Source organism: Streptomyces sp. NPDC001980 (assembly GCF_040296885.1).
Taxonomy (GTDB): domain Bacteria; phylum Actinomycetota; class Actinomycetes; order Streptomycetales; family Streptomycetaceae; genus Streptomyces.
Genome location: NZ_JBEOYD010000028.1, coordinates 58,271 through 81,388, shown reverse-complemented (window position 1 = coordinate 81,388; position 23,118 = coordinate 58,271). Strand labels below are relative to the sequence as shown.

Here is a 23,118-nt window from a genome sequence, read left to right as displayed (position 1 = left end):
GACGAACAGCTCCGCGGCGTCCGTGACGTGCACTGCGCGCTGGGCCCAGATTCCTCACGACCTTCCTCACGCACCTGCTCCGCCACCGTCATCACGCCACCCCCAGCTCACACCACACGTACTTGCCCCGCTCCCCGAACCGGGCGGACGGCTGCCAGCCCCAGCAGTCGGCACACGCCACCACCAGCCCCAACCCCCGCCCCTCCTCTTCGAGCTCCGTCACCACCCCCGACGACCCCGGCGGCTCCGGAGGCACGGGATCCGCATCCCACGCCCCGATCCACACGACACCCTCCGGGGAGCGCCGCACCCTCAGCGCGGCCGGCCCCTTCGTGTGCCGTACGGCATTGGAGACCAGCTCCGCCGCCAGCAGCTCCGCGGTGTCGGCGAGACCGATCAACCCGTGCATCGTCAGGATCAGACGCAGGGTGCGACGGCAGACCGTCACCGCTCTCGGGTCGTTGGGAACGTAGAGCGTGTAGTCCCAGGTCTCGGGCATGCGTCATCAACTCCGGTCAGATGAAGGGGATTTCACGCACGGTGGCATCGCCGCACGAGAACGGTGCGGTGCACTTCCGCAGCGTGTGCGTTACGTCACCGACGGTAGGGCTAATTGTTTATGCATCGCAAGCCGCTCCCGTAAAGTGACGCCGAACGAGCCACGCGCTCAAGCGCTTTGGGAGGGCAGCCGATGGCACTGAGGAGCGAGCCGACAGCGCGCCAGTTGCGACTGGCGGTCGAGCTGCGCAGGCTCCGGGACGCGGCAGGCCTCACGGCACGGGAGGCAGCAGCTCTGCTCGGGGTCACCGCTCCGGTGATCAGCCAGATCGAGTCCGGCATCGCGGGCGTGAGCGAGAAGCGGCTACGCCGCCTCGCCGCGAACTACTCCTGCGCGGACGCCGAGTTGATCGACGCGTTGGTGACCATGGCCACCGACCGCACCAAGGGCTGGTGGGAGGAGTACCGGGGACTGCTGCCGACGCCGTTCCTCAACCTCGCAGAACTTGAGCACCACGCCACGTTCCTGCAAGAGGTCCAGTTCCTGTTCATTCCCGGGCCTCTCCAGACGGCCGACTACGCACGCGCCGTCTTCTCCGATCGAGTTCCGGAACTCCCCGCCGAGGAAGTCGAGTTGCGCGTTCGCCATCGCATGCGCCGCGCGGCAACCCTGGCGCAGACCCCGTACGAGGCAGTCATCCACGAGGCCGCGCTGCGCATCATGGTCAGCGACCGCAACACCTCGCGGACTCAACTCACGCATGTGGTGGAGTCTTCGGAAGCGGAACACGTCACCGTCCGCGTCATCCCCTTCCGTCTGGAAGGGTTCACCAGCGCCGCGAGCGCCATGACTTACGCGGGAGGCGCCGTACCGAAGCTGGACACCGTCGTGCGCGACGGCCCGCACGGCGCCGCCTTCATCGACTCCGAGGCACAGCTGGGCGCCTTTCGAACGCTCTTTCATAAGGTGGAGGCCGCGTCGCTCGACCCCGAGCGGTCACGTGACTTCATCCGCAAGCTGGCGAAAGAGCTGTGAGGCACCCCGCATGGACACCTGGCGGAAGTCGTCCTACTCCGGACCCGGCGACGGCGACTCCTGCGTAGAGATAGCGAACTCCCCCACCCGCATATCCGTCCGCGACTCCAAGGACCCCACCGCCGGCACCCTCACCTTCCCGCCCGCGTCCTTCGCCCCCTTCGTCGGAGCCCTCAAGGACGTATGTGAGGTTGAGATCCACGGAAGTCAGCGGTGCGCTACCCCATGACCTCGCGGGCCGCGTCGAGGAACACCGACCGGTTGTCCTCCAGGTGGTCCCGCACGCTCTCACCGTCGGGCAGGCCGTGCCACACGGTCCTGTTGAGGTCGAGAAAGGGCGCGTGTGCGGCGTCGTGCACGGGCAGCGGGAACTGGATGCGGAGGAGCCGATCCGCCTCTGCCGATACCTCGATGAACCGCTCCAGCAGCGCCAGCCGTTCCGCCCGTCGGGTCTCCGACAACGCGATCCGCCGGCGTTGCTGTTCGGCACGTTCCGCGGATTGCTGAGTCCTGTGCTGGACGAGGTAGGACAACACGCCGCCGAGGACAACGCCGCCCACCGATATGAGTGACACCCAGACCTGACCAGCCATGCCGATCATCGTTCCACAGCGTCCAACAGGGCAGCCGTGAAAACATCGCGGTGAGCCACCAGCCACCTCTGGATGCGGTCCCACCTCTGCCAACCACCGCGCTCGGACAGCGCCTGGGTATAGACGGGGTCACCGTCGGCGACTCGGGCTGCGACGAAGGCCCGGCAGGATGCGGTGGCCTGTTCGATGACGCCGGGCAGTTCACCGCGCTCCTGTGGGGAGAGACCGTAGCTGTCGGCGAGGATCCGCAGTCGCGTCGGGGCATCCAGTCCCGCGGGATGGAGAGCTGCCGCGGACGCGGGATCGAGCATGGGAACCCAGTAGCGGGCGGTCATGGCGACGTCCCACACTGCTCGTCCGGGGGCAGCCAAGTCGAAATCGATCAGGGCTGCGGCACGGCCGTCGCGGAAGACGACGTTCTCCGGGCACACATCGTTGTGGCACAGCATCGTTCCTCCCGCCGGGTCGGCCAGGGATCGGGGCCACTCGACGCGTTCGTCGACCGCGATGGCCGCGCTGGCGTCGTGCAGGCGCCGCAGCAGGTTTCCCACCGATTGCAACGCGGTCTCGGTCATCACCCAGCGCGGAAACGGCGGTAGCGCGACGTCGCCGGGGATGAAGGTCAGCTGCTCGCGTCCGTCCGCGGTGAGACGGACCGGCCTCGGAGCTGCATCGAACCCGTGTTCCGCGAGTGCGAGGAGATGGGCATGGAGAGCGGGTGCGGTGCGCGGCGCCGGGCGTTCCACCACGGCACCGTGGCGGAAGACCGCGCCCGCGTTCACCATGCCGCCGACCAGGGCTTCGCCCGCTGCCGTCTCGCCCTCAGCCGTCATGTCGATCACGCTACCGTCAGGTCGGCCGCGTGGGCGACGGTCCCGAAATGCGCTGCGAACCAGGTCGCTCCGGATCATCGTCCTCAATGGCGCAGCATCACCACGAGCAGCACCACCAGGGCGATCAGGAGCGCGGCGCCCACCGACGCCAGGGTGATCTTCAGCGCGCTGTACGGCCGTTCGCCGATGACCTCGCCGGTACGGGCGTTGACCATCACCGGCCACGCCTTGCCGGCGTGGACATAGGTCAGGAACCAGACCGGCAGCAGCACCAGCTTGTAGGTGAGGGCGCTGTAGGAGGTGGAGACCGAGTGCACCCGCTGCTCGTCGCCGCCGATGTCCCGCTTGCAGTCGGCGCGGATCACCGGTGCCATCCGCGCCTTCGCCGCCTCCAGGCCGGCCTCCGGCTCGACGTCGTACCGGACGGTGCGGAAGCCCGCCAGGTACTCCTCCTGGTAGGGAACCGTCTCCGCCAGCGGCCAGGGGGTCAGCTTGTCCAGTTCCTTCACCGGCACCTGGCCGCTGCCGGGCACCAGCACGTCGTCGAAGAACCGGCCGACGGTCCCGGACGTGTGATGCCAGCGGGTGTGCCGCACCTGGCGCTTGCGGCCCTCGGAGTCCTCCTCCTCCACCCAGTAGTGCTCGCCGCGTTCGCCGGTGTACCGGGTGGTGGTCTGCGCGTCGTACGTCCAGTGCGGCAGGTAGCTGCCCCGGAAGGTCTCCGCCTCGGTGACCTTCTTCAGTTCGTCGGGCGCGAACCAGCGGGACGTGGTCCACTTCGCCAGCGCCTCACGGGCCTGCTCACGGCCCACTCCGAAGGGCAGTACCGCCTCGGGCACCACACGCTCGGTACCGGAGGCGTCCGAGACCAGCGGGGTGGCGCAGAACTGGCACTTGTCGCTGAGCGTGTCGCTCTCGGTCACCGCGTGGCAGCCGGGGCAGGTGTACACCTTCACCCGGCCCGGCGCGGCCGCCCGGCGGGGCAGCGCGGCCAGTTCCTCGATCGGGTGCTCGGTCACCTGCCGCGGTACCGGCGTGATGTCCTGCTCGTGCTTGCAGTACGGGCAGCGCAGCGCGTAGGTCCCGGGCGCGTACTCGCTGACCCCGCCGCACGCCTCGCACTGGAACGCCCGGTCGGGCGTCGGCGCGACGTCCTGATCCGTCAACTCACTTCTCCTTGTGACCTGTTGCCGGGGGTCCGGTTGGCGGATCTCAGCCCTGCGGGGGCAGCGGCGGCGGGACGTCGGCGAGCAGCGGGGTCAGCTCCGGGACCTGGTCCGCGGGCTGCCAGGCGGGCTGCCCGCTGCGCCAGACCAGCGTGGTCCGGGTCAGATGGCCGGCCGCCACCTGCCCGGCCAGCGCGCTCTCGTCGTACGGGCCCTGCTGCTGTCCGCCGACCGCGATGAACCAGCGAGGCGCGGTGGGCAGCGGCGGCGGGACGTCGGAGGGGGCGGGAGCGGGCTGCGGCGGGACTGCGGCGGCGGTCGCACCTGACGTGCTCTGCACGATCCGCTGGCCCAGCGCCATGCCCACGCCCAGCCCGAGAGCCTCGCCGCCGGTGCCGGGATTGGCGGCGGCGATCGGGATCGCGTCGGCCGCCTGCAGCTTGGCGTAGTCGTCCAGGTTGCCGGTGATCGCCATCCGGGAGCGGGTGTCGATCGCCGCCTCGACCTCCGGCGGGACGCTGATGTTCTCGATGTGGAACCGGGGGATGGCGATGCCGGTGGCGGACAGCTCCAGGGTCAGCGCCTTGGCCAGCTGCTGCCCGATGCCGTCCTGCCGGGCGGCGAGGTCAAGGAGCGGCACGCCGGACGAGCCGAGCGCGGAGCCCAGCTTGGAGACGATCAGCTGCCGCAGGTGCTCGCCGACCTCCTCGGTGCGGAACTGCGGGTCGGTGCCGACGAGTTCGCGCAGCAGCGCGGCGGCGTCCACCACCTGGGCGGCGTAGGTGCCGAAGGCACGGACCCGGACCATGCCGAACTCGGCGTCCCGCAGGATCACCGGGTTCTGGGTGCCCCACTTGAAGTCGGTGAACTGCCGGGTGGTGACGAAGTAGACCTCGGCCTTGAAGGGCGACTCGAAGCCGTGCTTCCAGCCCTTCAGGGTGGACAGGACCGGCATGTTCTGGGTCGAGAGGGTGTACGTGCCGGGCTGGTAGACATCGGCCAGCCGGCCCTCGTTGACGAAGACGGCCACCTGCGACTCGCGCACCACGAGCCGGGCGCCCATCTTGATCTCGTTGCCGTAGCGCGGAAAGCGCCACACGATGGTGTCGCGGCCGTCGTCGGTCCACTCGATGATGTCGATGAACTCACCGCGGATGCGGTCCATCAGCCCCACAGCAATCCCCCACTCCGCGCGTTTTCGGAGACCACCGCTTTCCGGCCGGCCCCCCGGACGGCGACGGCGACTGCGCGGCGATCAAACGATCGGTCGACAGTATGCCCAATACGGTCAGTACGGCTACGGGCAGGCGCGTACCCCCAACGCGCCCGCCCACCGTGCCGTTCCGACAGGACCTACTGGAAGCCGTCGATCACGGCTACGACGACCGCACGGCCGGCCATGCCCGGGTTACCGCCTCACTTCCACGGTGCGTTGAACGCCCGCCCCGGTACCGGCTTGGCGATCAGGGCGACCGGGACGAAGAAGTTGACCTGGCCGATCACGAACATCAGGGTGGCCAGGGCCTTCGGCTCGTACACCTCGGCCGCCTGCGCGTACAGCTCGTCGGAGACCCGCTCGCCGTCCGCCGAGGGCTGGAGCACCGCCTCCACCAGGGCCAGCGCGGCCCGTTCCGCGGCCGTGAAGTACGGCGAGTCCTGCCACGACGCCACCGACGTGATCCGCTCCTCCGACTCCCCGGCCTTGCGCAGGAACCCGGTGTGCAGGACGGTCAGGTACGTGCTGCCGACGATCTGACCGGCCCGCAGCTGGACCAGGCTGATGGTGGGGCGCGGTACCGAGCCGTTGCCGGTGGCCCGGAACAGTGCCGCCGACACGTCCGCCAGCTCGGGGACGAGCTGCGCGGGGTCGTCGGACATCCGCGGGGTCATCGGAACCTCTGTCGTGATCGAACGTGCTTCCATCGTCGTCTCCTCAGTGAGCGCTTCGGTGCCGCTGTCACTGCACCGACGGACCCGGGGAGGGAGATGTGACGACGAGAGGCGTGAGCGCGGTCACAGTCACTTCGGCGCGGGACCGGTCCGGGCCAGTCCTGCGCGCAGGCGGGCCGCGTCCTGGACGGGCGGGAGGCCGTAGGCGGTGCGGTACTCACGGTTGAACTGGGTGGGGCTGACATAGCCCACGACCTGGGCGACCTGGGCCGCCGTGGCGTCGCCGACGGCCAGGCGGCGCCGGGCCTCCTGGAGGCGCAGGTGCTTCTGGTACTTGAGCGGGCTCATGCCGGTGGCCGCTTTGAAGTGCCGGTGCAGGCTGGCCGCGCTCATGTGCGCCGCCGCGGCGATCTCGTCGATGCTGAGCGGCTCCGCGTAACGGGCGCGGATCCAGCGGGCCACCTCGCGCACCCGGGTCGTGGTGGAGTCGGCCAGCGACCACTGGCGCAGGACGGGGCCGAGGGTGCTGCGCAGCAGCCGGTAGAGGATCTCGCTCTCGATACGGCCGGCGAGCGGGCGGATGTCTTCGGGGGTGTCGAGGAGCTGGACCCAGCGGGTGACCGCGTCGGCGAGTTCGGGGGGCATCGGCGCGGCGACGTGCGCGGAGCCGGCCGCCGGGTCGGGCCGGCCCGTCTCGTCCAGCTCCACCAGCAGTTCCGTGAACGCCTCGCCGTCGAGACGCAGGGACGCGGACCGGTACGGCACCTGCTCCAGATCGGCGGTGACGGGCAGGTCGATGGTGGTGAGCAGCATCTCGCCGGGGCGGGCGACCCGGACCAGCTCGCCCGCGGTGGTGCGCTTCGTGCCGGCGGCGACGAAGCAGATCGCCGGTTCGTAGAGGAGATGGGCGGGCTCGACGGGCTCGTCGACCGCGGCCAGGGAGAGCCGGGGAACCGCGGTGTCCGTGCCCGACGCCACACAGTGCCGGTCGATGGCCTCGACGAGTCGGTCCAGCACAGTGCACTCCGCTCCTGAGAGGATCAGGCAATTCTATGCGAGCGACGGCCCATGTTTCCCGGGCGGCTCGTCCCTAGCGTGGACGGCATGGCTGAGCACACCACACACCTTCCCCGGCGCACCCTCGGCACCCAGGGCCTCACGGCCGGCGCGATCGGTCTCGGCACCATGGGCATGACGATGGCGTACGGCACCCCGGACGAGCGGAGCAGCATCGCCACCCTCCACCGGGCCCACGAACTCGGGGTCACCCTCTTCGACACGGCCGAGCTGTACGGCCTCGGTACCGGCAGCAACGAGGAGTTGCTGGGGCGCGCGGTGCAGGGCTACCGCGACGAGGTCCTGATCGCGACCAAGTTCGGCTTCGACCTCTCCGATCCGACCCGGATCGGCCGCGCCCTGGACAGCCGTCCCGAGCACATCAGGGAGGTCACCGAGAACAGCCTCCGGCACCTGGGCACGGACCGCATCGACGTGCTGTACCAGCACCGCGTGGACCCCGACGTCCCCATCGAGGACGTGGCCGGTACGGTCGGCGAGCTGATCGCCGAAGGCAAGGTCCGCTATTTCGGGCTGAGCGAGGCCGGGCCCGAGACCATCCGCCGCGCCCATGCCGTCCACCCGGTCTCGGTGCTCCAGACCGAGTACTCGGTGTTCGAACGGGCCGTGGAGGCCGAGATCCTGCCCGTGGTCCGGGAACTGGGCATCGGCTTCGTGCCGTACTCCCCGCTCGGGCGCGGCTTCCTCACCGGCGCCGTCAAGCCGGCCGCGGAGTACGACGCCGACGACATGCGGCACACCATGGACGAGCGCTGGCGGCCCGGCAACTACGAGAAGAACGTCGCGGCCGTCCGCGAGCTGACCGGACTGGCGGAGAGCAAGGGCTGCACGGTCACCCAGCTGGCGCTGGCCTGGCTGCTCGCGCAGGGCGACGACATCGTGCCCATCCCGGGTACCCGCAGCCCACGTCGGGTGGCGGAGAACGTGGCCGCCGCGTGCGTCGACCTGACGCCCGGGGACCTCGCCCGGATCCAGGAGATCCTGCCGCGGGGAGCGGCCGGTTCCCGGTACCCGGCCGAGGTCATGCCGACCTGGCGGTGACCGGGCCGACGCGTTCGGCGGGCGCTGTAGATTCGTCGGGCGAGCGCGTTCCCTGGTGAGAAGCGCGTTCCCTGGTGAGAGGGGTTGGTCGAGATGGCCACGCAGGCCGGTGCCGTCGCGCAGCCGCGGATGCCCCTGAGCCGGACGCGGGTGCTGGGCGCGGCCGTCGCCCTCGCCGACGAAGGGGGCGTCGACGCGCTCAGCATGCGCAGGATCGCGCAGGCGCTCGGTGTCGTTCCCATGGCGCTGTACAAGCACGTGGCCAACAAGAACGAGCTGCTGGACGGGATGATCGACGTCCTCGTCGGGGAGATCGACCCGCCGGCCGACGGGATCGGCTGGAAGGACGCCGTCCGGCGGCGGGTGCTGTCGGCCCGCCGGATGCTGCTGCGCCACCCGTGGGCGCCCGAGGTCATCGAGGCGCGGATGAAGGCGCGGGCCACCCCGACCCCCGCGCTCCTCGCCTACCTGGACTCGATGGTCGGGATCTTCCGGGCCGGCGGGTTCCCGGTCGGCCTGGTCCATCACGCCCTGCATGTGATGGGCAGCCGGCTGCTGGGCTTCTCGCAGGAGCTGTTCGAGGACAAGCCCGGCCGGGCCCCGGACGCGGACGCGCTGCCGGCCGAGGAGATGGCCGCGCGCTTCCCGCACCTCACCGAGCTGGCCATGGCGGTCGCCCACGACCCGGAGTCGATCGTCGGCTCCGGCTGCGACGACCAGTTCGAGTTCGAGTTCGCCCTGGACCTGACGCTGGACGGCCTGGAGCGGCTGCGCCTCAACACTGTCTGACCCCGGGACCCCCGGGACCGCCGGGAGTCTCCTCAACCCCTTGACGAGTGTACGGCGTACACCTACCTTGCCACCAAGGGGGTGTACGCCGTACACCACAAGGGGGGAGATCCCGATGAAGGCGATCGTTCAGGAGCGGTTCGGGCCGCCGGACGTCCTGCGGCTGGCGGACATCGAGTCGCCGGAGGTCGGCGCGGGCCAGGTGCTGGTTCAGGTCCACGCCGCCGCGCTCAACCCGTACGACTGGCACATGCTCCGCGGTGACCCGTACGTCGCCCGGCTGCTGGGCGGTGTCGGGCTGACCCGGCCCAGGTCCCGGGTGGCCGGGATCGACGCGGCCGGGAAGGTGGCGGCGGTCGGCGCCGGCGTCCACGGAGTGCGGCCCGGCGACGAGGTGCTGGGCTTCTGCCGGGGCGCGTTCGCCGAGTTCGCGTGCACCACTCCCGACCTGCTGGTGCCGAAGCCCGCCGGGCTCACCTTCGAGGAGGCCGCGGCCGTGCCGATGGCGGCGGTGACCGCGCTGCGCGGGATCCGGACCGTGGGCCGGGCCGAGGCCGGGCAGCGGGTGCTGGTCAACGGGGCCGGCGGTGGCATCGGCACCTTCGCCGTGCAGATCGCCGTGGCCCTCGGCGCGGAGGTCACCGGCGTGTGCAGCACGCGCAACGTCGAGCTGGTGCGCTCGCTGGGCGCGGCGCACGTCGTCGACTACACGCGGGAGGACTTCACCGACCGGGGCGAGCGCTACGACCTGGTCCTCGACAACGTGGGCGGCCGTCCGCTCGGCCGGCTGCGCCGGGCCCTCGCCCCGCGCGGGACGCTGGTCGCCAACGGCGGCGGGGCGCCCGGTCATGTCTTCGGGGCGATGGGCCCGCTGCTGCGGGTGGCGACGGTCGACCCGTTCGTCCGGCAGCGGCTGCGCCCGCTCGTTCCCACGGTCCCGGACGGGCCGGTCCACGAGGACCTGCTCGCCGTGACCTCGCTCATCGGGGCCGGCAGGCTCGCTCCGGTGGTCGACCGGAGCTACCCGCTGGCCGACACGGCCGCGGGCGTCCGGCACGTGGAGCAGGGGCACGCCCGCGGCAAGGCCGTGATCACCGTGGCGTGAGGACGCCGACGGCCGCCGCGGCCCATCACTGCCGACCTGGGGTGAGGACGCCCGACAGCCGCCGCGGGCCTCACCCCAGGTCGGCGGCGATGTCGGCCGCGGCCTTGCGCAGCGGCGGAAGAAGTCCCTCGATGTCGGCGTGGCCGAGCCGGGTGCCCGGTGCCGAGACGGTGATGGCGGCCACGCACAGTCCGGCGGAGTCCCGGACCGGCATGCCGATCGCATGCACCTCGGCGACGCTCTCGTCGAAGTTGAGGGCGTATCCCCGGGCCCGGCTGACGGCCAGGTCGGCCAGGAGGGCGTCGAGGTCGGGGAGGGTGTGGGGGGTGAGGCGGCTGAGGCCCTGCGGGTAGCGCATCCGTACCGCCTCGGGGGGCAGTTCGGCGAGCAGCGCCTTGCCTCCGGCCGCGCCGTACGCGGCCAGGTGATCGCCCGTGCGCGGCGCGACCCGCAGGGTGCGCAGACCTTCCAGCCCGTCGAGGAAGAAGGCGTCGGGTCCGTCGAGGACCAGCAGGTTGGCCGTCTCCTGGGTGGCCTCGCGCAGGGCCTCCAGATGCGGGCGCGCGATGCGGATCAGCGCCCGTTCGTCGACCATGCCGCGCGCCAGTGCGAGCAGCGCGGGACCGAGCCGGTACCGCTTTCCGCCGAGCTCCTGCTCCACGAAGCCGTGCGTGCGCAGGGTGGAGAGCAGGCGGTGTGCCGTGGAACGGGCGATGCCCAGGTGATCGCTGACGTCCGTGAGCCGCACGGATTCGCGCCCGCGCAGAAACAGCAGCGTGCGCAGGGCGTTGGCCACGGAGGCGGCGCCGTAGGGGTCCCGGGCGGTGGCATCGAGGGCTTCGTCGTTTTTCGACATAGCAGAAACTCTAGTTCAGGTTGTTCCGCAGCGTGGGAGTTCTTTCTACGGTGGGCCCACGAAAGGCACCGGCAGTCCTCGCCCGGTCCGGTCCCCACCCGGTCCGGTCCGCGCCCGGGTCCGATCCCCGCCCGGTCCGGTTGCCACCCGGTCCGATCCCCGCCCGCCCTGGAGAGCCGCCATGCAGTCCGAAACCGCAGACAACCCACCCCCCGTGGCGTCCGCCGAACCCGACGGAGCCGCCGCCGACGCGTCCGGCCGGAGGATCAAGCCCTGGCACAGCCTGTGGCTGCTGCTGATGCTCGGCTGGACGGTGAGCGCGGCCGACCGCTCCGTCACCGGCCCCGTCGTCACCTGGATGATCAACAACAACGTCGGCTTCCTCGCCCACGCCGACCGCCCCTACGCGCTGGGCGGCCTGATCGGCGGCCTGTTCTTCGCCGGCTACATGCTCACCCAGTTCCCCGGCGGCTACCTGGGCGACCGGTACGGCCACCGGACGCTGATCGTGGTCAGCCTCGTCTGGGCCGGTGTCGCCACCCTCGTCACCGGGCTCGTCGGCGGACTCGTGACGTTCATCGTCGTACGCGTCGTCACCGGCCTCGGGGAGGGCGCCTACTACTCCAACGACCGCACGGTCATCACCGAGACGACCCCGGAACGCGAGCGCAGCCTCGGCCTGGGCGTGGTCATCACCGGTCTGGCCCTCGGCATCACCATCGCCACCGTCTTCACACCGAACTTCATCGACCTGGGCAAGCTGTGGCTGCCCGACGTCGACGCCTGGCGGATGACCTTCTACATCCTCGGCACCGCCACCCTGCTCGCGGCCGTCGCCCTCGGCTGGCGGTTCCGCAGGGACCTGAACGCCCGCGTGGTGGGCCGCGCCACGCTGCACCTGGCCGCATACTCGGCGGTCTCCCTCGCCCTGATCATGGCCGTCTACGAGCTGGGCACCCAGGCCGGTCTGTCGGATCTGTGGATCGCCGTACTGGAGGTCGTCCTCGCCGTCGGCGTGGTGCTGTTCGCCCTGGCCCGCAAGGGCGAGGAACTCGGTCCTGTCCTGAAGAACCGCAGCCTCTTCCTGATCTACCTCTCGTACATCGCGGTGCTGTGGAACCTGTGGTTCTTCAGCTTCTGGTCGGTGTCGATCGTCGCGGGCGCCGCCCACTCCTCCTTCGCGAGCGCCGCGCTGACCGCCGGTTTCAACGCGGGCGCCGGCATCCTCGGCTTCCCGGCCGGCGGCTGGCTCTCGGACCTCGCGGTGCGCCGCGGCTGGGGCCGTAAGCCCATGCTGCTGTCCTTCACCGGCATACAGGCCGTGCTCACCGTGGTGTTCGCCTGGTACCTCGCCGCCGCCGGCAAACCGTCGCTGCTGGTCATGGGCGTGCTGCTGTTCACCGCGAGCCTGTTCTTCAACGCGCTGCAGCCCATCGGGCACGCCCTCACCGCCGAGCTCGCCCCGCCGCGGCTGCGCGGTTCGGCCTTCGGCATGCAGAACCTCATCGGCGAGACGGGCGCCGTGCTGTCGCCCGCCGTCGGCGGGGTGCTCCGCGACCAGACCGGCGGCTGGACGGCGGCCGTGTGGCTGGACGCCGCGATCATCGTCGCCGGGTTCTGCCTGCTGATACCGGTACGCGACCCGCGCCGCGGCGGCGGAACGCCGACCTGATGGACGCCCTGTCCCACAACTCCCGTCACTGCACCGGAATCCCCGTCACGAAAGAGGAACCCCCCACCATGCGTACTGTGCGAGACGCCGCCTTCGACGTCCTGCGCCTGCACGGCCTCACCACCCTCTTCGCCAACCCGGGTTCGACCGAGGTGGCGCTGCTCGCCGACCTGCCCGACGACCTCGACTTCGTCCTGGCCCTGCACGAGGGGTCGGTGGTCGGAGCCGCCACCGGCTGGGCCGTCGCCCGCCGGGAGCCCGCGCTGGTGCTGCTGCACACCACGGCCGGGCTCGGCAACGCCGTGGGCGCCCTGGCCACCGCCCGGGAGAACCGGGCCCCACTGGTGGTGCTGGTCGGCCAGCAGGACCGCCGCCACCTCGCCCAGGAGCCCTTCCTCGCCGGGCGGCTGGCGGGACTTGCCGGTGACTATCCGGTACGGGTGGAGACGCCGGTGCGCGCCCAGGACGTGCCCGGCGCGATCGGCCGGGCGGCCCACGCGGCGCGCATCGGGCGGGGGCCGGCGCTGGTGGTGGTGCCGATGGACGACTGGGCGCAGCCGGCGGACGACCTCCCGGTGCCCGCCCCGAGCGCGCTGCGGCAGGCCACCGGCGCCGACGCCGACGCGGTCCGGGAGGTGGCCGCCCTGCTGGACGCGGCCGCCGGTCCCGCACTGGTGGTCGGAGCGGGCGCGGACGACGTGGCGACCTGGCAGGCGCTGACCGTGCTGGCCGAGCGGCTGCGCTGCCCGGTGTGGCAGGAGCCGTTCGGGGCGCGGGCCGGCTTCCCGCAGGACCATCCCCTGTTCGCCGGGCATCTGCCCGCCGAACGCGGGCGGCTGCGCGCCGCGCTCGCCCCGTTCGACCTGGTCCTGGCCGTGGGCGCACCCATGCTGCGGCAGAACCTGTACGAGGACGGCCCCCTGGCCGGAGCCGGGACGCGGCTGGCGATCGTCACCGACGACCCGGCCGAGGCCCAGCGCGCGCCCGTCGAACTGGCCGTCGTCGCACCGCTGCCGGCGTTCTGCGCCGAGCTGGCCGCCGGCGTGCGGGACCGATCCGAGACCCCGATGCCCGCCCTCGGCCGGCCGGCCGCGCCGCGGCCCCCGCGCGAGGGCGAGGAAATGCGTGCCGCACAGGTCCTGGCCGCCCTCGCCGAGCGGCTGCCGCCGCACACGGTCCTGGTCGAGGAGACCCCCTCCAGCCGGCCCGACCTGCACGCGCTGGTACCGGCCCGGCAGCCGCTCGGCTTCCTCAGCGCGGCGCAGGGCGGGCTCGGCTTCGCGCTGCCCGCCGCGATCGGGATCCGGATGGCCGCCCCGGAGCGGCCGGTGGTCGCGGTCGTCGGCGACGGATCCTCCCTCTACCAGATCCAGTCCCTGTGGACGGCGGCCCACTACGGCGTCGGCGCGCTCTTCGTCGTGCTGGCCAACGGCCGCTACGCGGTCATGGACCAGCTCGCCGACCGGCACGGCGGCAAACCGCCCTGGCCGGCCTTCGAGGAGGTCAGCGTCTGCGGACTGGCCCGCTCGCTGGGCTGCCCGGCCCGCCGGGTGACCGACTGGCCCACCCTGCTCGCCGAACTCGACGCGCTGCTGCCGGACTTGGCACACCGCGCCGCACCGCTCCTGCTGGAGGTGGCGGTGCGTCCCGACCGGCCGCTCGCACCCGACTCACGCCCCGCACCCGACTCACGCCCCGCACCCGAGGAGCTCGCATGACCGTCACCCGTGGCCTGCTGATCGGCGGCAAGGACGTGCCCGCCGCGTCCGGCCGCACCGAGGAAGACCTCAACCCGTACACCGGCGAGGTGTACGCGACCGTCGCCGCCGCCGGTCCCGAGGACGTACGGCGGGCGGTGGACGCCGCCGACGCGGCCTTCGCCGAGTGGGCGGCGCTCGCGCCCTTCGCCCGCCGGGCGATCTTCCTCAGGGCCGCCGACCTGCTGGACGCGCGGGGCGAGGAGGTGGCCGGGCTGATGGCCGAGGAGGCCGGTGGCACCCGGCCCTGGGCGTACTTCAACGTCGCGCTCGGCGCGAACATCCTGCGCGAGGCGGCGGCCGCGGTCACCGCCCCGCGCGGGGAGGTGCTGAGCGCCCAGGAGCAGGGCGCGCTGGGCCTGGCCGTGCGTGAACCGCTGGGCGTGGTCGCCGCGTTCGCGCCGTGGAACGCGCCGGTCATCCTCGGGGTGCGGGCGGTGGCGGCGCCGCTGGCGGCCGGGAACACGGTGGTGGTGAAACCCAGCGAGGACGCGCCGATCGCCTGCGGGCTGCTGGTGGCCGACGTGCTGCGGGAGGCCGGGCTGCCCGACGGCGTGCTGAACGTGGTCACCAACGCCCGCGAGGACGCGCCCGAGATCGCCGAGGTGCTCGTCGCCGACCCGCGGGTGCGGGCGGTGAACTTCACCGGCTCCACCGAGGTGGGCCGGATCGTCGGCGGCCTCGCGGCCCGCCATCTCAAGCCCGCCGTACTGGAGTTGGGCGGCAAGAACGCGGTGATCGTGCTGGCGGACGCGGACGTGGAGTACGCGGTCGACGCGGTCGCCTTCAGCGTGTTCATGAACTCCGGGCAGATCTGCATGTCCGGCGACCGTGTCCTGGTCCACGAGTCACTGGCGGAGGAGTTCTCCCGCAGGTTCACCGCGAAGGTCGCCGCGCTGCGGGCAGGGGACCCGGGCGATCCGGGTACCGTCGTCGGCCCGCTGGTCAGCGCGCGTTCCGCGCATCGCGTGGCGCGGCTGGTCGGGGACGCGGTGGCGAAGGGGGCCAGGGTGCTGGCCGGCGGCGGGGAACCGGAGGGCGCGGTGCACCCGGCGACCGTGCTCACCGACGTGCCCGAGGCCGCGGACCTCTACCGCACGGAGGTCTTCGGCCCGGTCTGCGTGCTGGAGAGCTTCCCCGACGACGACACGGCCGTCGCCCTCGCCAACGCCACCGAGCAGGGGCTGACCTGCGGCATCATCACCGAGAACGCCACCCATGGGCTGGCCGTGGCCCGGCGGGTCCGCACCGGCATCGTGCACATCAACGACCAGTCCGTCGCCGACGAGCCGCAGGCCCCGTTCGGCGGCGTCCAGGCCTCCGGTTACGGCCGCTTCGGCGGACGCTGGGGCATCGAGGCGTTCTCCAACACCCGCTGGGTGACCCTCGCCTCCCAGCACGCCCACTACCCCTTCTGAACCTGCCGAGCCCTCCGAGCGCCCTAGGCCGGGCCGGCGACCGTCGCCAGCCGGTGTACGTCCTTCGCCGTCCCCGTGACCCCGGACAGGAAGCCCTGGGCGCGCGGGGACGCGTTCTCCGTCAGCCACGCCGGGTCGATGTCGCAGACGGCCACGCGGACGCCCGTGCCGGCCAGGGCCAGCGGGAGGGTGTGCACGACCGTCGAGGGGAAGCTGAGGATCGTACGGCCGATGGGGCCGCGGCGGGCGATCAGTTCCAGGGGGAGGTCCGGGCGGACTATCTCCAGGCCCGTCTCGGCGGCCAGGCGGTGGAGTTTCTCGGTGCTCTCGCGGCGGTGCGCGAAGTAGCGGGTCGCGCCGTGCGCCTTGGCCAGGGTCTGGACGGCCTCCAGGTAGCGCTCGCCGTCCACGACGCCCGTCTCCACCAGGGAGGTGCCGACCATGTCGGCGCCCTTGGTGATGCGCGGCGGGCCGAAGCGGGCGCGGGTCCAGCCGAAGTCGTTCGCGGTGACCGTCACGCCGGCCGGGGTCTCCGTCATCGGCATGGAGGAGAAGACCTCCACCCGGCGGCGGGCGCTCGGGGTGAGGCGGCGGCGGGCGGAGGAGGAGACCGGGGCGAAGAGCAGGTCCCGGGCGCCGGGCCGGCCGCCCTTGCGGTGCCAGCGGACCAGGCGTTCGCCACGGGCCAGCTGGGCGACGAACTCCATCGTCGCCGTGCCGTCGTCGACCACCACCAGGTCACGGGCGCGGGTGATCGTCAGCAGAAGCTGTACGTAGCGGGAGAACGGGTCTCCCATCACGATGCGGTCGGCCCGGCGGAGGGAGCCCGCCAGGCCGCCGATCGTCTGGAAGGGGGCGGTGGTGCCGCCCCGTGCTTCCTCCCAGCGGACCCGGTATCCCTCGTCCCGGGCCAGGTCCGCCATGCGGCGCAGCTGGCCCCGGGTCATGGGGTCCGTCGGGGACAGGACGACGATCGTGAGTTCCGCGCCGGGTGCAGATATGCCGGATGCCGGGCGCCGTACCTGTCCGGGTACGGTCGGCACGGGGTCCGCCGACCCGCGCAGGGCATGGACATGCGCCCACTCCAGCACGTTCAGCAGCTGCACCGGACTCTCGACGAACGCGAGTGTGTGGGGGCCGGTGTTCCCGGCGCGGGGGCTCATCGACGTACGACCGTCCCGTCGTCGTAACACATCAATCAGACTCGGGCTCAGACCTGGACCGGCTCGCCGGCGGCCGCGGCGATCTCCGCCTCGGCGACGACGCCGGTGACGCGGCGCAGCTTCTTCATCGGGCCGAGCTCGGAGTCGTAGACCTTCTTGACGCCGTCACCGAGGGACTCGGAGATGATGCGGATGTCGCGGACCAGGCGGGTGAGGCCCTGCGGCTCCACCGAGGCGGCCTGGTCGGAGCCCCACATGGCGCGGTCGAGGGTGATGTGACGCTCGACGAAGGTGGCGCCGAGCGCGACCGCGGCGAGGGTGGTCTGCAGGCCCGTCTCGTGGCCGGAGTAGCCGATCGGAACGTTCGGGTACTCCTTCTCCAGCGTGTTGATCACGCGGAGGTTCAGCTCCTCGGCCTTCGCCGGGTAGGTGGAGGTGGCGTGGCACATGAGGATGTTCTCGGAGCCGAGGACCTCGACCGCGTGGCGGATCTGCTTCGGGGTCGACATGCCCGTGGAGAGGATGATCGAACGGCCGGTGGCGCGCAGCGCCTTCAGCAGCTCGTCGTCCGTGAGGGAGGCGGAGGCGACCTTGTGGGCGGGGATGTCGAACTTCTCCAGGAAGGCGACGGCCTCGGTGTCCCACGGGGAGGCGAACCAGGCGATGTTCTTGCTCTTGCAGTACTCGTCGATCTGACGGTACTCGTCCTCACCGAACTCCACGCGGTGGCGGTAGTCGATGTAGGTCATGCGGCCCCAGGGGGTGTCGCGCTCGATGTCCCACTGGTCGCGCGGGGTGCAGATCTCCGGGGTGCGCTTCTGGAACTTGACGGCGTCACAGCCGGCCTCGGCGGCGACGTCGATCAGCTTGAAGGCGTTCTCCAGCTCACCGTTGTGGTTGATGCCGATCTCGCCGCAGATGTAGACGGGCTTGCCGGGGCCGACCTCACGGGAACCGAACTGGCGCAGGCGGGAGTTGCTCATGACTGTGGGGTGTCCTTACTTCGGGAGGGAATCGAGAGAGGGGCCGAGGATCCAGCTGGCGATCTCTCGGATCGCGCCGTCACCGCCGGGGAGGGTGGTGACCGCACGTGCGGCGCCGCGTACGACGTCGTGGGCGCTCGCGACCGCCACGGGCCAGCCGGCTACGGCGAAGCACGGGAGGTCATTGACGTCGTTTCCGACGTAGAGCACGCGCTCGGGAGCGATGCCCTGCTCCTCGCACCACTGCTTGAGGGCGAGGTCCTTGCGGTCGATGCCGTGCAGGACCGGAATCTGTAGCTTCCGGGCCCGGGCGGCGACGACCGGGTTCTGCTCCGTGGAGAGGATCAGCATCTTCAGCCCGCTCTTGCGCAGGGCGGCGATGCCGAGTCCGTCGCCGCGGTGCACGGAGACGAACTCCTTTCCATCGGCATCGATCAGCACCCGGTCGTCGGTCTGGGTGCCGTCGAAGTCCAGTACGACCGCGTCGACGTCGTCGGCGGTCGGCAGCGCGCCGGGACGGTCCGCGTCGAAGAGCGGGGCCAGGGCGCGGGCGCGGGCCAGCTCGTGCGGGTCGTCGATCTCCAGGACGCGCGCGGGGTCGGTCCGCACCAGTTCGGTGTGGCCGAAGAAGCGGTGCTGGTGCTCGCGGAAGCCGTCGGCGCGCATCGCGTAGGCGGCGCCGGTCTCCAGGAAGTCCTGGGGGCGGTCCTGGCGGCGCGGGCGGAACGACTTGTCGTGGTTGACGCCGAAGCCGCCGCTGGCGGCGGCCTCGTCGGCGTCACCCGTAGCCGGTACCGGCACCGGGGCGTGCACCTCGTCGCGCCAGACGAAGCCGTGGAAGGGGGCCACGGTCAGGGCGGTGTCGGCGCCGTTGTCGACGATCGCGCCGGCCACCCCGTCGATGTCCTCGCGGACGATGAACGGGCTGGTGCACTGCACGAGCAGCACGACGTCGACCGTGGCGCCGTGCAGCGCCTCGTGGGCGTCCATGGCGTGCAGGACGGCGGCCTCGGAGGTGGCGGTGTCACCGGCGATGGCGGCGGGGCGCAGCACGACCTCGGCGCCGGCCGAGCGGGCGGCCGCGGCGATCGCCTGGTCGTCGGTGGAGACGACCACGTCGGTGACCAGGCGGGAGGCGACGCACTCGCGGACCGCGCGGGCGACCAGCGGGACGCCGCCGACCGGGGCGAGGTTCTTGGCGGGCACGCCCTTGGAGCCGCCCCTGGCGGGGATCACGGCGAGGACGCGGGGCACTACGGCCCCTTCGGGGTGGGACATCGGCTCAGTTCCTTCGGACGCTTGGAGCGAGGCTCCTTGGCGCGGGATCCGGTCGCTCACAGCTCTCCCATTCGTCGGATCACGGGGGCCACCCGCTGGACGCCGTGGCGGTAGGCGCCGCGTGCGGCCCGGCGCACGATCTGGCGGACGGGGCCCGGGGCCTTGTCGGCGGCGGGCGCGCCCGGAAGCGGGACGCCGTCGGGGCCGAGGTGGTGGCGGGCCAGGATGCCGGGCAGGTAACCGGACGCGGTCTCGGGTGTGTAGTACGGGTTCAGGGGCGGCAGCCCACCGGGCCGCGCGAGCAGCTTCGCGATGCGTTCGCGGGCCGCGTCGAAGGCCGTGGCGTAGCTGCCGTCAGCGGCGACGCCCTGCCGCGAGACCCACTCGGCGTCGGGCGCCGGGCGGTGTCCGGCGTCGAGCTGGTCCCAGGAGGCGAGGCAGCCGGAGCCGACGAAGTGGTGGTTGCCGAGCGCCTCGCGGATGCCGAGGTCGGTGAGGACCACGGTGGGGATCCGGCGGTGCAGGGACTCCAGGGCGGCCGTCGAGCTCATCGTGACAAGCAGGTCGGTGCGGTCGAGGACCTCGCCCATGTGGCCGTAGACCAGCCGAAAGTTGGCGGGCACGTCCTTGCCCTGGACCAGCTTCTGGTACGGCAGTTCCTCGATGTGGGTGGTGTGCTCGCCGGGCTTGGAGCGCAGCTTGAGCAGCACCTCCCGCTCGGGGTGCTTGCGGGCGTGCTCGATCAGCCGGTTGAGCAGGTAGGTACGGTCCTTGCGGCTGTCCGGGACGGAGGGCTGGGCGGCGAACACCACGGTGTACGGGTCGTGCTCGCCCTCGTAGGGCGCCCCGCCGAGGAACGGCAGCGCGACCTCGGTCACCGACGAGGAGTCGGCGCCGACTCCGTCGTACACCGCCCGGAACCGGTCGGCGTCCTGGCGGGAGTTGGCGAGGACCAGGTCCGCGCCGTGCCGCAGCAGCAGACCGTCGGCGAGCTTCTCGTAGACGACTCCGACATAGCCGGTGACGACGACGGGCCGCTTCTCCCGGCCGGCCCACGCGCTGCGCAGCCCGTGCAGCATGGCCTGCGTCCCGCCACCGACGAGGGAGAGGACGAGGATGTCGTACGACTGCTGGTCCATCTCTCTCAGGAACTCGACGGCCGTGACCTCGCGGAGCGAGTCCGCGTGGACGCCGACCTCCTGGAGCTGGCGGGCGGTCGGGGTGGCACGGCCGCGCAGGAGGTAGCCGTCGAGCCGAATGTCCGAATTGTCGTTTTCGTTGGGAATCAGGCGCTTCGCGGTGAGCGCCCCCCACTTCCACCGAGTATCGGAATCCGCCAGGACGGCCACCCGCAGGGACTTCGTTGCACTTGCTGGCACATCCAAGACGCTAGGAAGCGATTCCGAGGAACTCCCGAACCCGAATCCAACAAAAGGTTAACAACACATCTCCGGATGGGGAATCAGCTCGGGATAAGCCCAGAAAATTGCCTGGTTCACAGCTTCGCCACGCGTCGTTCACCTGGATTCAAGGCGACAGTCAAGACGGATGACGGGCGTCCGCCTAACGTCCTCCACGTGGTCAAGCTCTCCGTCATCGTGCCGTTCTACAACGTGCAGCAATACGCGCCCGACACCCTGAGGAGCCTGCGCGCGAACGCGCGTGAGGACTTCGAATTCATTCTCGTCGACGACTGCTCGACCGACGGGACACCAGAGATTCTCGCGCGGGCCGAGCGCGAGCTCCCCGGCGCGGTCCATGTCAGACACGAGCTGAACGGAGGTCTGGCCACCGCGCGCAACACCGGCATCGACAAAGCGCGCGGCGAGTACGTGACCTTCCTGGACGGCGACGACTGGCTGGCGCCGGGCTACTACCCCCAGCTGGTCGACGCAATCGAGTCGCTGGGCTGCGACTTCGTCCGCACCGACCATGTGCAGTGCACCGCGCGCGCCCGGGTCGTGACCCGGGTGCCGGTCGGCCGCCGGAACGTCGTGATGAACCCGCGGGACGCCATCCTGCCCGCCGACCGGTCCACCTCCGTCGACTACGCCTACGCGTGGGCGGGCGTCTACCACCGCCGTCTGGTGGACAAGGGGCTCGTCCATTTCACGGACGGGCTGCGCACGGCCGAGGACCGGCCGTGGATCTGGAAGCTGCACCGGGAGGCCGGGTCCTTCGCGGCGGTGAACCTGCTCGGCGTCTTCTACCGGCGTGGCGTAGCCTCGTCACTCACGCAGATCGGCGACGTCCGTCAGCTCGATTTCATTCGCGCGTTCGACCAGGTGATCGAGGAAACCGCACAGGACGCCGACGCGAAGGAACTCCTGCCGAAGGCCGTCCGTACCTACTGCGCCATCATTTCCCATCACCTGGGATCCATCGAAAGGTTCGAGCCCGCGGTGGCGAAGAAGCTGAAATCCATGAGTGCGGCCGCACTGCGGCGCATGCCGCAGGACGTGCTGGACGAGGCCCTGGACTCCATGGACCTCCAGCGCGCCACCAAGCTGCGCCGGCTGCGCCGCCGTCCCGCCCCCGCGGGAGCCGCCGCGTGACCACCCAGATCTTCCAGGCGTCCACCCTCTACGGCACGGCCACCCTGGCCGCCGCCCTGGACTCCGGCGCCTTCCGCCCGGCCGACCGGCGCATCCTGCTGGTCTGCAACAACGCGGCGACCCCCGAGACCACCCCGGGCCTGGACGAGGCGCCCGGCTTCGAGCGGCTGCGCGACCGCTTCGACGACGTGATCTCGTACAACGAGACGATCTTCCCGTTCCACCCGGGCGGCTGGGCCCCGCGCCTGGAGGACTTCCCGCTGTGGGAACGCTTCCTGCGCCACGAGTGGCAGCTGGGCGACGACGACGTCGAGTTCGCCGTCGAGTCGATCCAGGTCAACCCCTCGCTCAGCCTCACCCAGATCTTCACCGGCGCCCCGGTCACGGTCTACGCCGACGGCCTGATGAGCTACGGCCCGACCCGCAACAAGATCGACCCGCTGGTCGGCACCCGCGTCGACCGGGTCCTCCACCTCGACCTGGTGCCGGGCCTGAAGCCGATGCTGCTCACCGAGTTCGGCGTCGAGGGTGAGGTCGTGCCGACCGCGGCGTTCACCAAGGTGCTCGCCGAACTCTCGCCCAGCGGCGACGAGCTCCCGCAGATCGAGGAACCGGCCCTGCTGCTCGGCCAGTACCTCTCCGCGCTCGGCATCCTCTCCCCCGAGCAGGAGGAGAACCTGCACGTCCGGATGTTGAAGGGCGCCGTCGAACTCGGCCACACCAAGGTCGTGTTCAAGCCGCACCCCTCCGCCCCGGCCCGGTTCGCCCGCACCCTGGAGCAGGAGGCCGAGAAGCTCAAGGTCGACCTCACCGTCCTGGACACCACGGTCCTCGCCGAGGTGCTCTACCAGCGGATGCGTCCCGCCCTGGTCGTCGGCTGCTTCTCCACCGCGCTGCTCACCGCGTCCGCGCTGTACGGCCTGCCGACCGCCTGCGTCGGCACCGACACCCTGCTCGACAAGCTCACCCCGTACGAGAACAGCAACCGCGTCCCGGTCACCGTCGTCGACGCGCTGATCCCGGAGCTGACCGACCGCAAGGCGGTCGAGGAGCAGCGTCCGCGGCTGAGCGTCGAGGCGCTCGGCGAGCTGATCCGCGCGGTGGGCTTCGCGATGCAGCCGAAGATCTACCCGCAGCTGCGCGCGGAGACCGAGCGGTACCTGACGAAGCACCTGAACGACACCACCATTCGCTACTTCAAGCGGAAGCGCCTGACCTCGCTCGGGCTGCCCGGCGGGGTGCCGTCCCAGCTGACGTTCCCGCTGCGCAACGCGACCGTCCGCCGGATGGCGCGCAAGGCACGCAACCTGCGCCGGGTCGTGCGCCGCTAGGCGCTTCGCCAAGCGCTTCGCTGGAAGCGCCGTGGCATGTCGTCTGCGGCGCCGTCGTGGCTGGTCGCGCAGTTCCC

22 protein-coding genes are annotated in these 23,118 nt (G+C 71.5%); 10 read left to right on the top strand and 12 right to left on the bottom strand.

What is annotated here, in order from left to right; translation table 11 throughout:
- Positions 1-91 precede the first annotated feature (91 nt).
- Positions 92-499, bottom strand: a complete 408-nt coding sequence (locus tag ABT137_RS34315) for an ATP-binding protein (RefSeq protein WP_351715023.1) — start codon at positions 497-499, stop codon at positions 92-94.
- A 192-nt stretch (positions 500-691) separates the two neighbouring features.
- Here ABT137_RS34315 and ABT137_RS34310 point away from each other — a divergent pair, with 192 nt between their 5' ends.
- Together ABT137_RS34310 and ABT137_RS34305 are read left to right on the top strand one after the other, a co-directional pair.
- Positions 692-1,534, top strand: a complete 843-nt coding sequence (locus tag ABT137_RS34310) for a helix-turn-helix domain-containing protein (protein WP_351715022.1) — start codon at positions 692-694, stop codon at positions 1,532-1,534.
- A 10-nt stretch (positions 1,535-1,544) separates the two neighbouring features.
- Positions 1,545-1,763 carry a DUF397 domain-containing protein gene (locus tag ABT137_RS34305; protein ID WP_351715021.1) on the top strand — a complete coding sequence of 73 codons (219 nt, stop codon included), beginning with the start codon at positions 1,545-1,547 and terminating at the stop codon, positions 1,761-1,763.
- Here ABT137_RS34305 and ABT137_RS34300 read toward each other — a convergent pair.
- The 6 genes from ABT137_RS34300 to ABT137_RS34275 form a co-directional block, all read right to left on the bottom strand.
- Positions 1,753-2,136 (bottom strand): hypothetical protein, encoded by a 384-nt coding sequence (locus ABT137_RS34300; protein ID WP_351715020.1) that lies wholly within the window; start codon positions 2,134-2,136, stop codon positions 1,753-1,755. The two genes, ABT137_RS34305 and ABT137_RS34300, sit on opposite strands and share 11 nt — an antisense overlap.
- Positions 2,133-2,960, bottom strand: coding sequence for a phosphotransferase (locus tag ABT137_RS34295; RefSeq protein ID WP_351715084.1), 828 nt, complete (start codon positions 2,958-2,960; stop codon positions 2,133-2,135). Before ABT137_RS34295 ends, ABT137_RS34300 begins: the two co-directional genes overlap by 4 nt.
- A gap of 83 nt (positions 2,961-3,043) precedes the next feature.
- Positions 3,044-4,126, bottom strand: a complete 1,083-nt coding sequence (locus ABT137_RS34290) for a TFIIB-type zinc ribbon-containing protein (protein ID WP_351715019.1) — start codon at positions 4,124-4,126, stop codon at positions 3,044-3,046.
- 46 nt (positions 4,127-4,172) lie between these two features.
- Positions 4,173-5,291, bottom strand: a complete 1,119-nt coding sequence (locus ABT137_RS34285; protein ID WP_502984616.1) for an SPFH domain-containing protein — start codon at positions 5,289-5,291, stop codon at positions 4,173-4,175.
- Between the two features lie 251 nt (positions 5,292-5,542).
- Entirely contained in the window at positions 5,543-6,049 is a 507-nt protein-coding gene (locus ABT137_RS34280; RefSeq protein ID WP_351715016.1) for a carboxymuconolactone decarboxylase family protein, read from the bottom strand.
- A 96-nt stretch (positions 6,050-6,145) separates the two neighbouring features.
- Positions 6,146-7,033, bottom strand: a complete 888-nt coding sequence (locus ABT137_RS34275; protein ID WP_351715015.1) for an AraC family transcriptional regulator — start codon at positions 7,031-7,033, stop codon at positions 6,146-6,148.
- An 87-nt stretch (positions 7,034-7,120) separates the two neighbouring features.
- Here ABT137_RS34275 and ABT137_RS34270 point away from each other — a divergent pair, with 87 nt between their 5' ends.
- The 3 genes from ABT137_RS34270 to ABT137_RS34260 all read left to right on the top strand — a co-directional run bounded on the left by ABT137_RS34270 (position 7,121) and on the right by ABT137_RS34260 (position 10,028).
- Entirely contained in the window at positions 7,121-8,134 is a 1,014-nt protein-coding gene (locus ABT137_RS34270) for an aldo/keto reductase (protein WP_351715014.1), read from the top strand.
- Between the two features lie 93 nt (positions 8,135-8,227).
- Entirely contained in the window at positions 8,228-8,923 is a 696-nt protein-coding gene (locus ABT137_RS34265; protein ID WP_351715013.1) for a TetR/AcrR family transcriptional regulator C-terminal domain-containing protein, read from the top strand.
- 115 nt (positions 8,924-9,038) lie between these two features.
- Entirely contained in the window at positions 9,039-10,028 is a 990-nt protein-coding gene (locus tag ABT137_RS34260) for an NAD(P)-dependent alcohol dehydrogenase (RefSeq protein WP_351715012.1), read from the top strand.
- A 70-nt stretch (positions 10,029-10,098) separates the two neighbouring features.
- Here ABT137_RS34260 and ABT137_RS34255 read toward each other — a convergent pair whose 3' ends face one another.
- Positions 10,099-10,884: an IclR family transcriptional regulator gene (locus ABT137_RS34255; protein ID WP_351715011.1), complete on the bottom strand. Its 786-nt coding sequence runs from the start codon at positions 10,882-10,884 to the stop codon at positions 10,099-10,101.
- A gap of 214 nt (positions 10,885-11,098) precedes the next feature.
- Here ABT137_RS34255 and ABT137_RS34250 point away from each other — a divergent pair, with 214 nt between their 5' ends.
- The 3 genes from ABT137_RS34250 to ABT137_RS34240 all read left to right on the top strand — a co-directional run bounded on the left by ABT137_RS34250 (position 11,099) and on the right by ABT137_RS34240 (position 15,731).
- On the top strand, positions 11,099-12,556 hold the full coding sequence (locus tag ABT137_RS34250; RefSeq protein WP_351715010.1) for an MFS transporter: 1,458 nt from the start codon (positions 11,099-11,101) through the stop codon (positions 12,554-12,556).
- Between the two features lie 68 nt (positions 12,557-12,624).
- Positions 12,625-14,274 (top strand): thiamine pyrophosphate-dependent enzyme, encoded by a 1,650-nt coding sequence (locus ABT137_RS34245; RefSeq protein WP_351715009.1) that lies wholly within the window; start codon positions 12,625-12,627, stop codon positions 14,272-14,274.
- Complete coding sequence (locus ABT137_RS34240) at positions 14,271-15,731, top strand: aldehyde dehydrogenase family protein (protein ID WP_351715008.1); 1,461 nt, start codon at positions 14,271-14,273, stop codon at positions 15,729-15,731. The genes ABT137_RS34245 and ABT137_RS34240 overlap by 4 nt, the downstream gene beginning before the upstream one ends.
- Positions 15,732-15,754: 23 nt before the next feature.
- Here the strand turns inward: ABT137_RS34240 and ABT137_RS34235 are convergent, their stop codons facing one another.
- From ABT137_RS34235 to ABT137_RS34220, 4 genes are read right to left on the bottom strand one after another with little or no spacing between them, the layout of a single operon-like run.
- Positions 15,755-16,894 carry a hypothetical protein gene (locus ABT137_RS34235; RefSeq protein ID WP_351715007.1) on the bottom strand — a complete coding sequence of 380 codons (1,140 nt, stop codon included), beginning with the start codon at positions 16,892-16,894 and terminating at the stop codon, positions 15,755-15,757.
- A gap of 47 nt (positions 16,895-16,941) precedes the next feature.
- Entirely contained in the window at positions 16,942-17,877 is a 936-nt protein-coding gene (locus ABT137_RS34230; RefSeq protein WP_351715006.1) for an N-acetylneuraminate synthase family protein, read from the bottom strand.
- Between the two features lie 15 nt (positions 17,878-17,892).
- On the bottom strand, positions 17,893-19,155 hold the full coding sequence (locus ABT137_RS34225; protein WP_351715005.1) for a cytidylyltransferase domain-containing protein: 1,263 nt from the start codon (positions 19,153-19,155) through the stop codon (positions 17,893-17,895).
- A 56-nt stretch (positions 19,156-19,211) separates the two neighbouring features.
- The gene (locus ABT137_RS34220; protein ID WP_351715004.1) at positions 19,212-20,534 is read right to left on the bottom strand and encodes a DUF6716 putative glycosyltransferase; all 1,323 of its coding nucleotides are present in this window, start codon (positions 20,532-20,534) and stop codon (positions 19,212-19,214) included.
- Positions 20,535-20,732: 198 nt separating this feature from the next.
- On the opposite strand from ABT137_RS34220, the gene ABT137_RS34215 reads away from it, so the two are divergent.
- Together ABT137_RS34215 and ABT137_RS34210 are read left to right on the top strand one after the other, a co-directional pair.
- On the top strand, positions 20,733-21,710 hold the full coding sequence (locus tag ABT137_RS34215) for a glycosyltransferase family 2 protein (protein WP_351715083.1): 978 nt from the start codon (positions 20,733-20,735) through the stop codon (positions 21,708-21,710).
- Positions 21,707-23,041, top strand: a complete 1,335-nt coding sequence (locus ABT137_RS34210; protein ID WP_351715003.1) for an alpha-2,8-polysialyltransferase family protein — start codon at positions 21,707-21,709, stop codon at positions 23,039-23,041. Before ABT137_RS34215 ends, ABT137_RS34210 begins: the two co-directional genes overlap by 4 nt.
- Positions 23,042-23,118: the final 77 nt, after the last annotated feature.